Annotated in this window: 15 protein-coding genes; 8 read left to right on the top strand and 7 right to left on the bottom strand. The window is 69.7% G+C overall.

Annotated elements, in window-relative coordinates:
* Positions 1–40: 40 nt before the first annotated feature.
* The 6 genes from ER308_RS02745 to ER308_RS02720 all read left to right on the top strand — a co-directional run bounded on the left by ER308_RS02745 (position 41) and on the right by ER308_RS02720 (position 6,269).
* Positions 41–1,705: a bifunctional metallophosphatase/5'-nucleotidase gene (locus ER308_RS02745; RefSeq protein WP_131153587.1), complete on the top strand. Its 1,665-nt coding sequence runs from the start codon at positions 41–43 to the stop codon at positions 1,703–1,705.
* A 230-nt stretch (positions 1,706–1,935) separates the two neighbouring features.
* On the top strand, positions 1,936–2,493 hold the full coding sequence (locus ER308_RS23035; protein WP_420826238.1) for a GNAT family N-acetyltransferase: 558 nt from the start codon (positions 1,936–1,938) through the stop codon (positions 2,491–2,493).
* 25 nt (positions 2,494–2,518) lie between these two features.
* Positions 2,519–3,457: an ABC transporter ATP-binding protein gene (locus tag ER308_RS02735; protein ID WP_131153585.1), complete on the top strand. Its 939-nt coding sequence runs from the start codon at positions 2,519–2,521 to the stop codon at positions 3,455–3,457.
* On the top strand, positions 3,454–4,323 hold the full coding sequence (locus tag ER308_RS02730) for an ABC transporter permease (protein ID WP_131153584.1): 870 nt from the start codon (positions 3,454–3,456) through the stop codon (positions 4,321–4,323). Before ER308_RS02735 ends, ER308_RS02730 begins: the two co-directional genes overlap by 4 nt.
* Positions 4,324–4,395: 72 nt before the next feature.
* A complete protein-coding gene (locus ER308_RS02725) occupies positions 4,396–5,592 on the top strand; it encodes a sensor histidine kinase (RefSeq protein WP_205745864.1) in 1,197 nt (398 codons plus the stop codon).
* Complete coding sequence (locus tag ER308_RS02720) at positions 5,589–6,269, top strand: response regulator (RefSeq protein ID WP_131153582.1); 681 nt, start codon at positions 5,589–5,591, stop codon at positions 6,267–6,269. Before ER308_RS02725 ends, ER308_RS02720 begins: the two co-directional genes overlap by 4 nt.
* Positions 6,270–6,606: 337 nt before the next feature.
* On the opposite strand, the gene ER308_RS02715 is transcribed toward ER308_RS02720, so the two are convergent.
* The 4 genes from ER308_RS02715 to ER308_RS02700 form a co-directional block, all read right to left on the bottom strand.
* Positions 6,607–7,080 (bottom strand): hypothetical protein, encoded by a 474-nt coding sequence (locus ER308_RS02715; protein ID WP_131153581.1) that lies wholly within the window; start codon positions 7,078–7,080, stop codon positions 6,607–6,609.
* A 182-nt stretch (positions 7,081–7,262) separates the two neighbouring features.
* Positions 7,263–8,174 carry an NAD-dependent protein deacetylase gene (locus ER308_RS02710; RefSeq protein WP_131153580.1) on the bottom strand — a complete coding sequence of 304 codons (912 nt, stop codon included), beginning with the start codon at positions 8,172–8,174 and terminating at the stop codon, positions 7,263–7,265.
* 186 nt (positions 8,175–8,360) lie between these two features.
* Complete coding sequence (locus ER308_RS02705; protein WP_131153579.1) at positions 8,361–8,936, bottom strand: copper resistance CopC family protein; 576 nt, start codon at positions 8,934–8,936, stop codon at positions 8,361–8,363.
* A gap of 23 nt (positions 8,937–8,959) precedes the next feature.
* The gene (locus ER308_RS02700) at positions 8,960–10,840 is read right to left on the bottom strand and encodes a copper resistance D family protein (protein WP_131153578.1); all 1,881 of its coding nucleotides are present in this window, start codon (positions 10,838–10,840) and stop codon (positions 8,960–8,962) included.
* A gap of 161 nt (positions 10,841–11,001) precedes the next feature.
* Between ER308_RS02700 and ER308_RS02695 the strand changes: the two genes are divergently transcribed.
* Positions 11,002–11,481, top strand: a complete 480-nt coding sequence (locus ER308_RS02695; protein WP_205745863.1) for a DUF2243 domain-containing protein — start codon at positions 11,002–11,004, stop codon at positions 11,479–11,481.
* 292 nt (positions 11,482–11,773) lie between these two features.
* Positions 11,774–12,259, top strand: a complete 486-nt coding sequence (locus ER308_RS02690; RefSeq protein ID WP_131153577.1) for a nucleoside deaminase — start codon at positions 11,774–11,776, stop codon at positions 12,257–12,259.
* Between the two features lie 269 nt (positions 12,260–12,528).
* On the opposite strand, the gene ER308_RS02685 is transcribed toward ER308_RS02690, so the two are convergent.
* The 3 genes from ER308_RS02685 to ER308_RS02675 form a co-directional block, all read right to left on the bottom strand.
* On the bottom strand, positions 12,529–13,080 hold the full coding sequence (locus ER308_RS02685) for a TIGR03086 family metal-binding protein (RefSeq protein WP_131153576.1): 552 nt from the start codon (positions 13,078–13,080) through the stop codon (positions 12,529–12,531).
* A gap of 209 nt (positions 13,081–13,289) precedes the next feature.
* Complete coding sequence (locus ER308_RS02680; RefSeq protein ID WP_205745862.1) at positions 13,290–13,511, bottom strand: VOC family protein; 222 nt, start codon at positions 13,509–13,511, stop codon at positions 13,290–13,292.
* The gene (locus tag ER308_RS02675; protein WP_240731929.1) at positions 13,508–13,906 is read right to left on the bottom strand and encodes a helix-turn-helix transcriptional regulator; all 399 of its coding nucleotides are present in this window, start codon (positions 13,904–13,906) and stop codon (positions 13,508–13,510) included. Before ER308_RS02675 ends, ER308_RS02680 begins: the two co-directional genes overlap by 4 nt.
* Positions 13,907–13,957 lie beyond the last annotated feature (51 nt).

Raw genomic sequence — 13,957 nt, 5'->3', positions numbered from 1 at the left:
CTGCCATAGGAGCTGCCATGCCGACCACCCCCATCGTCTCGTGCTGAAGCTCTCCCTAGTCGCCGCGGCGGTACTCGCGATCACCGCGGCGGGTCCCGCGGCCTCCGGCCCGCCCGACCACGCCCCCGGCCCGCCGGACCACGCCCCCGGCCCGCCCGACCACGCCCCCGGCCCGCCCGACCACGCCCCCGGCCCGCCGGACGACGACGAGGAGCCGACCTCCGGCTCGTTCACGCTGCTGCACGACACCCACTTCCACGGCAATTACCACGATGACCGTGTGGGGGAGGACGGCGCCTCTATCTCCCAGTACATGGGGCTCGCGCGGGAGCGCTACGAGGCGCTCGACCAGGTGCTGTTCGTGGGCGCGGGCGATGATCTCGGCTCCTCGGTGGAGTCCGCGGTCTTCGAGGGTCAGCACATGATCGACGCGCTGAACGCTTCGGTCTTCGACTACAACACCTTCGGCAACCACGACTTCGACTACGGCGCGGCCAACCTCTACGAGCTCACCGGCGAGAGCGAGTTCCAGTGGCTCAGCGCCAACGTGCGCGACGCCGACGACCCTGACGAGGTCTTCGCCGCCGATCAGGGCGCGGCCAAGTACGCCATCGAGGAGCTCGACGGCGTCACCGTGGGTCTCACGGGGGTCGGGCCCCGTGGCATGGAGGACTTCACCAGCACCGACGGCGAGGCAATCGAGATCGACGCCGCCGAGGCGCTGCCGCCGGTGATCGACGAGCTGCACGACGAGGGCGCCGACGTGGTGGTCGTAATGAACCACCTGCTCAACCCCCACGCCGAGGAGGTGGCCGGGGAGGTCGACGGGATCGACGTCTTCGTCGGGGGGCACTCGCACGCTGAGCCGCGCGAGCCCATCGTCATCGAGGCCGGTGAGACCGACACCATCTTCAGCTACGTCGGCTACGAGTTCGAGCACCTCGGGGAGCTCGAGCTGCACGTCGAGGAGGGTGACGTGGCCGATTTCGACTTCACCATGCACGACCTCGATCCCGAGCAAGAGGCCGATGAGGCGGTCCAGGACGTGCAGGACGCTTACGAGGCGGAGCTCGACGAGGAGCTCGACGAGCCGATCGGCGCCACTGCCGACACCTGGGGCTCGATGAGCGAGCGCGCGGAGCAGCTGGAGGACGAGGGCTACGACGTGCGCGACCAGCACAACCGCGTGTTCCTCGCGGATGTCCTGCGCGACTGGGGTGACGCCGACGTCGGCCTCACGAACACCGGAGGCGTCCGCGACGACTTCACCGCCGGGGAGGCGATCACCCGCCGCGACGTGCTGAGCATGCTGCCGTTCGCCAATTACTCGGTGCTCATCGAGCTCTCCGGCGCCGAGCTCGAGCAGCTGATGGAGGACAACTTCGTCCATCACGACACCGACGAGGACCGCACCCGGTACTTCCAGGTGAGCGGCGCGCAGAAGTTCGTCGATCTCGATGCCGAGCACGGTGACCGGGTGACGCAGCTCGAGATCGCAGGCGAGCCGGTCGACCCCGACGGCACTTACACGGTCGCCGCCTTCGACTTCCTGCTCGACCGCGGCGAGGCCTACGAGATGCTCAACGAAGGCGAGATGCTCATCGATCCGCAGGCCGGCGGCCTGCTCAGCGAGCTCGTCATGGACTACGTCGAGGAGCGCGAGGAGGTCGATGCTCGCGTCGACGGCTGGATCGTCTACGAGTAGCTGAACCGCGACGGTCGGGTCCACCGTGCTACGGCTGCGCGGACGGACCCGACCGCCGCCGTGTCCCCACCGCCCCCTCGGTGCTTGAGCGTGGCGTGTCGGTCCCCACGAGTGACGCCGCGCGTGACGATCACCCGCCTACCACCTCGACCGCCGCTCACCGGTAGCTGTTGCGGACGTCTTGGACGAGCTCGCCGTCGCGGACCTCGAGGATGCGGTCGGTCATCTCCGTGACCAGGAGAGGGCTCTCGGGAGCCTGCCGTCGGTGCATCGACGGGAGGGTGTCGAGGGGCGCGCTCATCGTGGCCAGACGCACCGCACTGGCTCGCCGCTCACAACGGTCCTCACATCGAAGACCGCCTCCGCCAGACCTCGCTCTACCGGCCCGACCTCGATCTGGTGGGCGTCACCGCGGCGCACGAGCGCGCCGGCTACGCGCTGTGCTGGTACGACCCCGTCACGAGGGTCGGCCCGTGGAACCGCTCCGCACCGAGGACGATCATCAGCGCCGCGGCCTCGCCCGTCACCTGGTCACCGCCGGCCTTCGCCGCCTCGTCGACCTCGGCGCCGAGCGCATCCGGATCAGCTGGGAGGCCGAGAACCCGGCCTCGTCTGCCGTCTACCCCGGACATCGGCTTTGTCCCGACGCAACGGATGCGCACCTACGTGCCGCGACGCTAAGCCCGAACGAACCTACGAAGCGTTCGCGGGTCATGTCGTTGACTACGCCTGCCGTGACTTTTGGCACTCGCCCTGGGGGGTCCTGCTGCGTAGCGTCGCTCGCGTAGAGGCCGTCCTTCAAGCGAGGTCCGCATGGCAGTGTTGGAGTTGGAGCAGGTGGGCGTGCGCTACGGCGAGGTGGTGGCACTCGACCAGGTGGAGATCGTCATCGGCCGTGGCGAGGTGGTGGCGGTGCTCGGCGCGAACGGTGCGGGGAAGTCGACCTTGTTCGACGTGCTCCTCGGACTGCTTCGCCCTGGCGACGGGACGGTTCGAGTGTTCGGACGGGCCCCTGGAGGTGCGCTGCGGTCCCGGGTGGGGGCGATGCTCCAGAACGCCGGGCTGCCAGGCCAGGTCAGCGTCGCCGAACTGGTCCGACTCGTGGGACGAAGCTATCCGTCGTCGCTGTCGGTCGACGAGGTGCTCGACCGCGTGGGCCTCTCACGGAAGCGTGACCGGACGGTCGAGGTGCTTTCGGGCGGGGAGCGGCAGCGTCTACTGCTCGCGATGGCGCTCGTAGGGGAGCCCGAGTTGCTGGTGCTCGACGAGCCGACCGCGGCGATGGACGTCGATGCGCGACGCGGCTTCTGGGAACGGACCCGTGCGAGCGTTGGGGAAGGCGTGACCCTGGTGTTCGCGACCCACGACCTTGCCGAAGCGGATGCGGTGGCTGACCGTGTGCTCGTGCTGCAGCGAGGGCGCCTGATCGCCGACGCCTCGCCGGCCGTGCTCAAGCGGCAGGTCTCGCGGGTGATGGTCACGGTGTCCACCGATGCCCCCCATGAGGTGGTTGCGGCGTGGGACGGTGTCGACCGCGTGGAGGAACCGCTCGACGCTGCGGTGGTGGACGGACTGTGGAAGCTGCACGTCTGGGCGAACGCTGCTGAGAACGTTGTGGTGCCCATGGCGCAGGCGGGCTTTCGGATGCGTGGCTTGTCGGTGGACGAGGCGGATCTGGAGGAGGCGTTCGCGGAGTTGACGGCAACGACCGCCGGGCCCGGTTCCCCGGCTGCGACACAGGGAGCGGCATGATGGCGAGTGCGAGGACTCCCGAGGTGACCGAACGGGCGACGGGGTCGCGGCCAGGGCTACGGCCCAACGGTGGGCGGCTGGGGCTGCTCGCAACGCACGCGGTGGTGGAACTACGAAGTACCGCCCGGTCGATGCAGTTCGTTATCGGCGCCGTGGCGCTGCCGGCCCTGCTGTACGCGATGTTCGGGTTGTCGAACGCCTCCCCCTCGAACGTGCTGCCCGACGGAACCCACGTCGGCACGATGCAGATGGTGTCGTTCTGCGCCTACGGGGTCGTGTCCTTGGCGATCTTCACGTTTGGTGAGAGCGTGGCCGAGGAGCGTGGCCGTGGGTGGGTGCGCACGATGCGTGCGACGCCGCTACCGAGCTGGAGCTTCTTCGCGGCCAAGGTGGGAGTCGCGCTCGTCGGAGGGCTGCTGATCGTCGCCTCGACCGGTGGGCTGGCGGTGGCGGCGGGCAACGTACGCCTGGACGCCGGCACCTGGCTCGCGATCACGTTGACGATGCTGGCCGGGGTGTTGGCGTTCAGCACGCTGGGGTTCGCGATCGCCTATGCGGTTCGGCCACGGGCCGCGACCGCGATCGCCAACCTGATCTTCCTGCCGCTGGCGTTCCTGTCCGGCTTCTTTGTGCCCCTTGGTGAGTTGCCCTCGGTGCTGTCTGACATCGCGGTGTGGCTACCCACCTACCACTTCGGCCAACTTGCTTGGCAGTACGTCGCCCCGGCGGCCGACGCCGAGGCGTGGACCAGTGTCGCACCGGCCAGCACCGTGGTTCACCTCGCCTGGGTGCTGGGGTCCGTCGTGGTGTTCGGTGCGATCGCCGCGCTGGCGAGCCGCCGGGCGGGGATCACCAGCCGCGCGTGAGGGCCTCGTCGGCACCGAGCTCGCAGGCAGGACGCCATGGCCACGACGACCGTACCGGCGAAGGATCAGCGCGTGGGAGGCCATGCCGAGCGGCACCTACCCCCACGGCAATGGCGCGCGTACGGTGACGGTGTGGACGCGGCGACCACGGAACGGTTCGGTGCACTGGCCGGGTTGATCGCCAGTGCCGCCGTAGGGGTGCCCGTGCTGCTTGAGTTCCTCGCAGGGACGGTGCGGTCCCCGGGGTGGATCGTCTGGCTGTGGTGGGGCTGCTACCTCGGTTACCTGGCGGCGTTCGCACTGCTCGGCCAGGTGCCGGCCGACCGCAGGCCCGCATGGCTGGCGGACCGACCGCTGCTCGCGGTCCAGGTGACCTTGGGAGCGCTCGCCTATGCGTTCGCTCCGGCCGACGGCTGGGCGCTGGTGCTGCTGGTGGTGACCGCGGCGGCCGCTGCCTACGTGCTGCCAAAGCGCGGCACGATCGCCGTCGTGGTCGTGCAGATGCTGTTGATCGCGGGGGTCACCTTCCGCACCGAGGACGACCCGCTGAACGCGGCCGTCTCGGTGGTGGTGTTCACCAGCTTCCAGGCGTTCGCGGTACTGGTGATCTGGAGCCAGCAGCGCGAGACGGCCGCCCGCGCTCGTCTCGCGGACGCCCACGCCGAACTGCGCGCGGCGACGACGCTGTTGGAGGCATCGAGCCGCACCGGAGAGCGACTCCGCATCGCTCGTGACCTGCATGACGTGGTCGGCCATCACCTGACCGCGCTGATCCTGGAGTTGGAGTCCGCGACCCAGGCCGAGCCAACCAGCGACAGCTCCCACGTGGGGCGTGCGCGTGACATCGCCCGCAGCCTGCTCGGTGCGGTCCGAGGTGCCGTCACTGACCTTCGTGATCAGCCGCCCGCGCTCCAGGACGCCCTGGCGGACGTGACCCGACTGCCGCACCTCCGCATCGAGTTGTCGGTCGAGGACGGCCTCGACATCGACGACGCGACCTCGCTGGCTCTCGTGCGGTGCGTGCAGGAGGTCGTCACCAACACGGTGCGGCACGCCGAGGCCACCACGCTGTCGATCGAGATCGGCCACGACGGCAACGGCGCCGTCCTCCTCGATGCCCGCGACGACGGGAAAGGCACGGCCCGGCTGCGCCCTGGTAGCGGCCTCAACGGCGTCACCGAGCGCATCGACGCCCTTGGCGGCAGCGTCGAGTTCGTGACCGCGCCCGGTCGCGGCATGCGCATAGCCGCACGGATCCCGTTGCGATGATCGAGGTCTGTGTGGTCGACGATCAGACCCTGGTCCGCCAGGGCATCCGCAGCCTGCTGTCCTACAGCGGCGAGGTCGTCGTGACCGCGGAAGCCAGCGATGGGGACGAAGCCCTCGAGGTTATCCGTCGCCACCGACCCGATGTCGTCCTGCTCGATCTGCGTATGCCCCGACGCGACGGCATCGCCACGCTTGAGGCACTGCGGGGACGGGGCGACGAGACCCCCGTGCTCGTGCTCACCACCTTCGACGACGACGAGCTTGTCCTGCATGCCCTGCGCAGCGGGGCGCACGGCTACCTGCTCAAGGACGTGACCTTCGAGCACCTCATCGGCGCCGTCCGAACCCTCGCGCAGGGAGGAACCCTGGTCGAGCCTTCGGTGACCCAGCGACTCCTGGACGCCGCCGCGTCCCAACCGCAGCCCGGCTTCCTCGACGGCCTACTCCGCGCGGAGGACCTGAGCGAACGCGAACTCGAGATCCTTCGGCTCATGGCCGCTGGCTACGCCAACCACGAGATCGCGGACGTCCTGTACCTGGCGCCAGGGACGGTCAAGAATCACGTATCGAGTCTGCTGCTCAAGCTCGGCGTGCGGGACCGCACCCGGGCCGTGCTACGAGCGCTCGACCTCGGGCTCCTCGGGGCACGAGGTCAGGACGATGTGGAAGGTGCATGACCCAGACTGGCTGAGGATCGGATACCGAAGATGCGACTCGAAGACATCCGTGCGTTCGTGACCACGCTGCCAGAAGTCGAGGAGAAACCACACTTCGGGCGTCCCGCCTTTCGCGTTAGGGACAAATTGTTCGTCAGCGTCCACACGGACGAGAACGACCCGTTCGCGATCGTGCACGTCGATCACACCGACGCGACCGCAGCTGCTCTGGACGATCCGGAGGTGATGGAAGAGATCTGGCGCACCCACGGCGGCAAGCGCATCTTCGTAGGACTGAAGGTCGAGCTGTCCAAGGTCAGCGCGAGCGTGAAGCGTTGCGCTGGGGCTGCCGTTCCCCTCAACGTTTGCTTCGAGACGGCTTGGCGGCGGCCTTGCGCTTGCGGTCCGCCTTGCCGCGTTCCGACGCCAGCAGCAGCGAGAGGCCGATCCCGAGCATCCAGAGATCCTTGGCCATGCCGGTGCCCTGCTCGGTGGGGCGCACGTCGCCCTCTTGCCGCATGCCGGGAGCCTTCCAGTAGAGCCGCAGCAGCCCCGCGGAGAAGCCGCTGAGCCCCAGGCCGGCAACCTGGCGTGGCACCACCGGCGCGAGCAGAGCTGCGCCGAGGCCGATCTCGGTGGCGGACAACAGTTTGGAGAACGTCGTCGGCTCGAGCTGATCGAGGCCCGGCACCTGGGCGGTCTGGGCGAACCCGTGCAGGCCCTCGGCCTGCTCGCGTGGCATGTCACGCTTGTTCAGACCCGAGTTCAAGATGAACGCGCCAGTCACCGCGCGAAGCGGCAGCTCCCACCGGCTCATCGTCAACAAGCTCATCGAAGGTTCCTCTCGTATAGGGCTCGAAGGGCCGAGCACGCCCCCACGTCCCATACCCGTGGGTGGGGTCGGTGACGCTCCTCCGTCCAACCGGCCTCCGCCTCCGCACGTTGTCAGGGTGCGCTGTTCGGGCTCGCGTTTGCTTCGAGGGTCACCAACGGAACATCGCGTCCCCACCGCGCTTACAGCTCGGACAGCGCCTTCTCGGGCGCTTGGTGGGCACTCCCGGGCCCTGCCACCCGTCCTGACGGGCGGGGCTCGAGGGCGCGGGCGGTGGCTGTGGGTAGCACGTCGCCGAGGGCTGCGTCGATCTTGAGCGAGGCGTGTCGGTCCCCACGAGTGAGGCCGCGCGTGACGATCACGATCGGGATGTCGCGCTTGGCCGCCGCGGTCACGAACCGATAGCCCGAGCCGACCGCCAGCGACGAGCCGAGCACGACCAGGGCGGCGGACTGCTCGACCAGGTCGAGCGCCCGGGCGAAACGGTCGCGGGGGACCTGCTCGCCGAAGTAGACGACGTCGGGCTTGACCGGCCCGTCGCAGCGCCGGCACGAAACCATCCGAAACCTGGCGACGGCCTCGTCGGACAGCACCACGTCGCCGTCGGGACGCAGGACGTCATCGGCGACCTCCTCGAGGAATCCGGGGTTGACCGCGTCCAACCGCAACGCGATCTCGATCCGGGGACGACGGACGTGGCACTGCAAGCACGCCACGACGTCGAGGCGGCCGTGCAGGTCGATGACCTGCCGACTTCCCGCTGCGGTGTGCAGCCCATCGACGTTCTGAGTGACGGTGTGTGCCAGGAGGCCAGCCTGCTCGAGTTCGGCGACGGCTCGGTGGGAGGCGTTGGGCCGGGCAGCGGCGACGCGCGGCCAGCCGACGTGGCTGCGAGCCCAGTACCGGCGACGCTCCTCGGGGCAGGCGACGAAGCGCTGGAAGGTCATGGGCGCGGTGTTGCGAGCCCGCCCGTCGGGGTCGCGGTAGTCGGGGATCCCCGAGTCGGTGGAGATGCCGGCGCCGGTCAGGATCAAGATCTCGCCCTGTGACAGGACGTCCGCAAGCGCCTCGACCTTTGTTGATTGCCCATGCATCCTGGGCCCAGGATACGCACTCCGAGTCGTCAGACCGTCCGGCGCGGACCCCGGCGGCGGTGGGTCGCAGCCGGCGTCCTCGAGTGACTTTCACCGGGATGACGGCGGAGAGGGGGTCGCGCCCTGCTGCCCCCGGTCCAGCGGCAGCACCGGCCGGGCTGAAGCGTCGCTGCGTGCCCGGCAGGGTTAGTCGCTGGTGTCGTGCGCACCCGCACGGTTCAGGCGGCGTATCGCCAGGGTCACGACCAGGGCGAGGACGACGGCGCCACCAGCGATGGCGAGCACCCTCGGGAGGGCGCCGCCGGCCGCGGTGCCGTCATCCTGCGCAGCGGTCAGGTCGCCGTTCTCGCCGGCTCCTGCGGTGGCGCCGGTGTACTCGAAGACGATCGACTCCTGCTGCTCGTGGCCGTCGTCGGCGACCAGGTCGATGGTGACCACGTGCTCGCCAGTGGAGGTCGGCCCGTGGATGGGCTGGCGCACCACCTCGTCCTCCTGCTCGGGATCGCCGGTGGCGAGGTCGTCGCCGTCGGGGCCGACCACCTCGATGTGCTGCGGGTCGACGACCTCGTCGAACTCGAGCGAGACCTCCTCGGGGGCCTCGCCGACGGTTTCCTCATCCGCGGGTTCGCTGTCGACCAGGTGCGCGTGGCCCCAGGCCGGCGGTGCGATGAGTAACGCCGATGCCGCGAGCACCCCGGCGACCAGGAGCAGCACGACAGCGGCGGGGCTGCGGCAGGGGCCGGAGGTGGAATGGGGTGGCATCGAGGTTCTCCTCGTCAGGTTCGTCAGGTGGGAGGGGGCAGGTTGACGAGCACGGCGGTGATCGCGAGCACGGCGACGAGCCCGGCAGCTTCCAGGCGCACGCTGCGGCGCAGTCGCGGCCACGCATCTGCCGCACCGGCACGACAGGCGGGAACGAGGCGGTAGCGCACGTGCGCGGCGAGCAGGGCCACCGCGGCGATCACCGCGACCTTCACGCCCAGCACCGCCCCGTAGGCGCCTTCGACCAGGCCGGCGGGCCCGCCGAGGTGGATGGCGGACAGCCCGAGCCCCGCGAGCGCGACCACCAGCAGGCAGATCGAGGCGAGCCGCGAGAACGCGGCGAGAACGTCTGCGGGTGGGTTCTGCGAGGCGCGGTGGTGCACCGTGACGGCCAACAGGACCAACCCGCCGAACCAGCCCGCCGCAGCGAGCAGATGGGCGTATTCCAATGGCAGTGCGAGCCAGGCCATGTCGGCGGTCGCGGCGTGACCCACCGGCAGGAGTGAGGCGACCGTCAGCAGCGCGCCAATCACGGCGACGCTCGTGGCGCGTGACCGCCACATGTCCGGCAGGGCCAGGAGCACTGCGACCGCCCCGGCGAGGCGCAGCCCAAACTCGAGGGCCCGGGGCACGTTGAGGGCCTCGCCCCACGCGTCGGGATCCGCGAGTCCGGTGACCCCGTCGACCGCCCCGACGCGCAACGGCCACGCGAGCACGGTCGCCACGAGTGCGAGGATGGCCGCCGCACTGACGATCCGCAGCAGCGGCAGGCGTTCGGTCCAATGCCGATCGTGCACCCCGGCGAGGAACCAGACGCCGCCTGCGGCAGCCAGCACCCCGACGTGCGCGAGCGTCTCGGCGGCGCTCGCGCCAGCGCGCCAGGACCCGTCGGGCGGGTCGCCGAAGGTGTCGGCGGCGAACTGGGCGACCGGTCCACGCGGTGGTTCGATGGTGACCGGCTCGTCGAAGGCCTCGTAGCGGTGCCGCATGAAATGGCCGCCCGTCAGCATGTCGGCGGCGTGGACCCGATCCTCGTCGTCGACGGAGAGGCGATACCAGATCGCCAGGTCGCCGGTGTCGATGAAGAACGCCAGCTCGGTGACGGGCGTCCCGTCGACGGTGGAGGATCCGACCTCCCGGACGGCCACCGGCGACTCGCCGATGTCCCAGATGTGGCTGGGCAGGTCGGCGGCGTCGCGTTCACGGGAGGTCCAGAAGCGCTCGGCATCGCGTTTGGTGAACGTGCGGTCTCCCACGCGGATCATCGTGCGGTCGCCTCCGAAGTCGACCCGGAGGCGGTCGGGGGCCTCGATGGCGTGGAGGTTGCGGGTCTGCGCTCCCTCCGGACCCACGAGTTCGACGAGGCGGTAAGTGTCGAGGCCGTTCATGTGCTCGGTGGCGACGTCGAGGCGTTCCTCGGCGGAGGGGGGTGGCAGCTGGTCCGGCAGCGGCAACGCGGCAGTGCCTCCGCCGTCATCGGGAATGTCCACCGCGACGTCCTCCCCACCGGCCACGGTGGCGGTCGTCGTTCGGCAGGCGTCACCGCAACGCTCCAGCGTCACCTCGTCGCCGTCGACGGTGAGGACGGGATCGAGCTCGGCGGCCTCCGGCGCGGGGTTGGAGGCCTGCAGATGCAGCCACAGCTCGGCGTTGCCGCCTTCGGCTGGACGTACCGTGAGAGCCACGAGCACCGACCCGGCGGTCTCCGCGAGCGTGAGGTCGCCGTCGCTCGGTAGCTCGCCGTCGTGGTCGACGCCGGCCTCGTCGGCGTGGACGAGGGTGGGGATCAGTGCGAGGAGCAGCAAGGCCAGGGGGACGGCCAGCGCGAGGCGTACAAGAGCAGCGCGGCTGGCGCTGCGGTGGATGGAGCCGAGGTCACCGATACGCGCCTCGTGCTTCGCCATGCAGCCAGTCTGGCAGTGCGGTGGATCGGGGGCAGGTCTCACGCGAGGTCAACGGCTCGGCAGGGTGAACGGTCGCATGTTGTTGGCTACGGGGGGTACGCAGCCGGCCAGCGTTCCGAGTCCGCAGGAGAGCGCAGCCGCGCGTGAAAGGCAGGGTCCCCTTGAGCGCTCAGCAGGAGATCGCGAGGCCGGCACCGATCACCGTGCCCTCGATCGTGGTGGGAGCGGGGATCGGCGGCTTCATCGACGGCATCGTGGCCCACCAGCTGTTCCAGTGGCACGGCATGCTCACGCAGCTGTATCCCAACACGACGATGGACAACATGCAGCTCAACATGTTCGCCGACGGCCTCTTCCATGTGGCCGCGCTTGCGCTCGTGCTCGTCGGGCTGTTCATGCTGTGGGCCCGGGCTGGCCGCGGAGGCTGGCGGTGGACCTGGCGCTCGCTGAGCGGCTGGATGCTGGTGGGCTGGGGTCTGTTCAACCTCATCGAGGGCTCGGTCAACCACCACCTGCTCCAGCTCCACCGGGTCAACCCCGAAGCTGCCTACCCGTTGGCGTGGGACCTCGGCTTCTTGGTTCTCGGCGCGCTCCTCGTTGTCGGTGGCACGCTCCTCGCACGCAGCGACTCGCCGCAGTGACCGTCACGCGGGCGGGGCGCCTTGCTGCTACTCCTCGTCCTTGGGTGGGCGGACCACGAGCTCGTAGACGATAGATGAGGTTGGCGACCGACTCACCTCTCGAGACGCTCGCCGTGATGGCTTCATCTCGCGATGCGGCAAGAGGCAGATGATATGCACTACCACGACTACTACCCCTGTATCCGGCACCCGGGTCCGCGAGGTGTTCCCGGTCCGCGGTGCTACGTGGAGACCGTCGGCGATCGCGACCGGGTACCCTTCGCGCCATTGCCCGCGCGCCGGAGGGTTCCGAATGGACAAGGTGGATCGGCAGCATCTGGGCCGCTGTATCGTGTTGGCCCGCGAGGCCTTCGAGGCCGGAGACGAGCCCTTCGGGTCGGTGCTGGTGGCGCGCGATGGCACGGTGCTCACCCAGGATCGCAACCGCGTCTCCGGCGGGGATCCAACCCGCCATCCGGAGTTCGAGTTGGCTCGGTGGGCGGCGGAGCAGCTGACGCCAGACCAGCGCGCGGCTGCCACCGTCTACACCTCCGGGGAGCACTGTCCGATGTGTGCGGCGGCGCACGGCTCGGTCGGGTTGGGTCGCATCGTCTACGCGGCCTCTTCCGCGCAGCTGCGGACATGGTTGGAAGAGTTCGGCGCTCCGCCGGGGCCTGTGGCGCTGCTGCCGATCCAACAGGTGGTGCCGGGTGCGGTGGTCGACGGCCCGGCCGAGGAGTTCGCCGACGAGCTGAGGGAGTTGCACCGCCGGCACGCGCAGCGCGTCTCAGGTGCCTGATCCTGAAGCCCACTGACAGGCCCCACGCATGCGGAATGCTCCGTCGGTCCCGGGCGGATGTCGACGTCGAGGACGACCGACGACGTCACGCGCAGGCAGGTGGGACCAAAGTTCCTGCGGCTCTCCGCCCTTCTGGGCGAACGGATGGTTGTGTCCGACGACGGCGGCGGCCGCGTGGAGCAACGCGTCGCGGACTCGAGGGGGAGATGAGCGTGTGGACGGCGGGCCGATGGCCACGGTGGTGGTGGCGGTGGGCCGTTGCTTGGTGATTACCAGGCGTGGCGGCCGAGGTAGGCCAGCAACCTGGTCTGCTCATCGGCTCCGGGCGGCGGGGTCAGCTCCGGGCCGCAGACGCCGTCGCTGCGGATGAGCTCGCCGAAGGACGCGGCCGCGTCGGCGGCCCAGCGCACGTCGTCGGTGTCGATGCGCTCCTCGAGCCCGGTCGCCCTGGCCAGGTCCCATCGGTGCACGACCAGGTCGAAGGAGAGAAAGGCGTCGACCGACTGCTCGAACGTGGTCTCGCCGGCCAGACCCTGTAACGGCGTCGTGGCCCTTGCGGGGTCGGTCAGGTCGGTGTGCACCGCCGCCTTCGCGCCCCGGACGGCGCCGAGCGGATCCTCATCGACCGAGGGCACGTCGCCTAGGTCCCGTCCGACGAACCCCAACTGCATCGCGTGGGCGTCGACCACGTGCTGGACCACGTCGCGTGCCGTCCACCCCTCGCAGGGCGAGGGGTTTGCCCACCGGTCGGCGGGGACGCCGGCGACCGTGCCGGCGAACGCGTCGGCCAGGCGCGCGTAGCGGTCGGCGATCTCGGACATGCTCGTCTCCTGGCTCGCTCGTGTGCTCGGTCGTGTCCGACAATAGGCGACGCGACTGCTCCTGGCGTGCACACCCTCGTCGTGGAGCCGGAATCTAGCTCCCGACGAAACCTGAGGACCACATTTCGTCGGAGGTTGCTGTGCTGCTTCCTCCGATGAATCAATCCGCGTGTACGGCCTGGTCGACACCCCCGACGCCGAACGGCTCTTCAGTCCTCTGCTCTTCCAGGCTCAGGGCGCCGTGATGGTGTCCTTGCGTTGGTCAGCCGCCAGTGGTTGCCGAAGGGATCACGGAAGGCGGCGTCGATGCCGTAGAAGCGCTCCTCGGGCTCTTCGATGAACTCGACGCCCTTGGCCTTGAGCTCGCGATAGGTGGCCCTGCAGTCCTTGGTTGCGAATGCACCAGGTCCCAGGTGGCCGGTCGCGATCAACGATCGGATCTGCTCGGCGATCGGACCGTCGACGGCAGCCGGGCCAGCTCCTCGTGACCGCCCAGCTCGCGGTACTCGCTCGGGCTCTGCCCGACGAACCGCCGGAACTGGGTGCTGAACGACCCCAGGCTCGTGAACCCGACCGCGAGGCAGACCTCGGTGACGGAGAGTTCACCCTCACGCAGCAGCGCCTTGGCGCGCTCCATCCGCCGGCTCATCAGGTACCGATGCGGAGCTTCCCCGAATGCGGCTTTGAAGCTGCGGCTGAAGTAGTCGGGCGACACCGACGCACTGCGAGCCAGCGCGGCAAGGTCGAGCTGCTCGGCATACGCCCGGTCGATCAGGTCGCGCACCCGCAACAGGTGCCTCGCAAGCGGTATGGCCGGTCGGTTCACGTGGTCCAGCCTCGCTCACGCCGCCCCGTACCGTCCAGCCGCCCGCGGTGC

The organism is Egibacter rhizosphaerae, from assembly GCF_004322855.1.
GTDB lineage: Bacteria > Actinomycetota > Nitriliruptoria > Euzebyales > Egibacteraceae > Egibacter > Egibacter rhizosphaerae.
The sequence above is the reverse complement of the archived record's forward strand: the minus strand, read 5'-3'. Positions and strand labels throughout refer to the sequence as shown.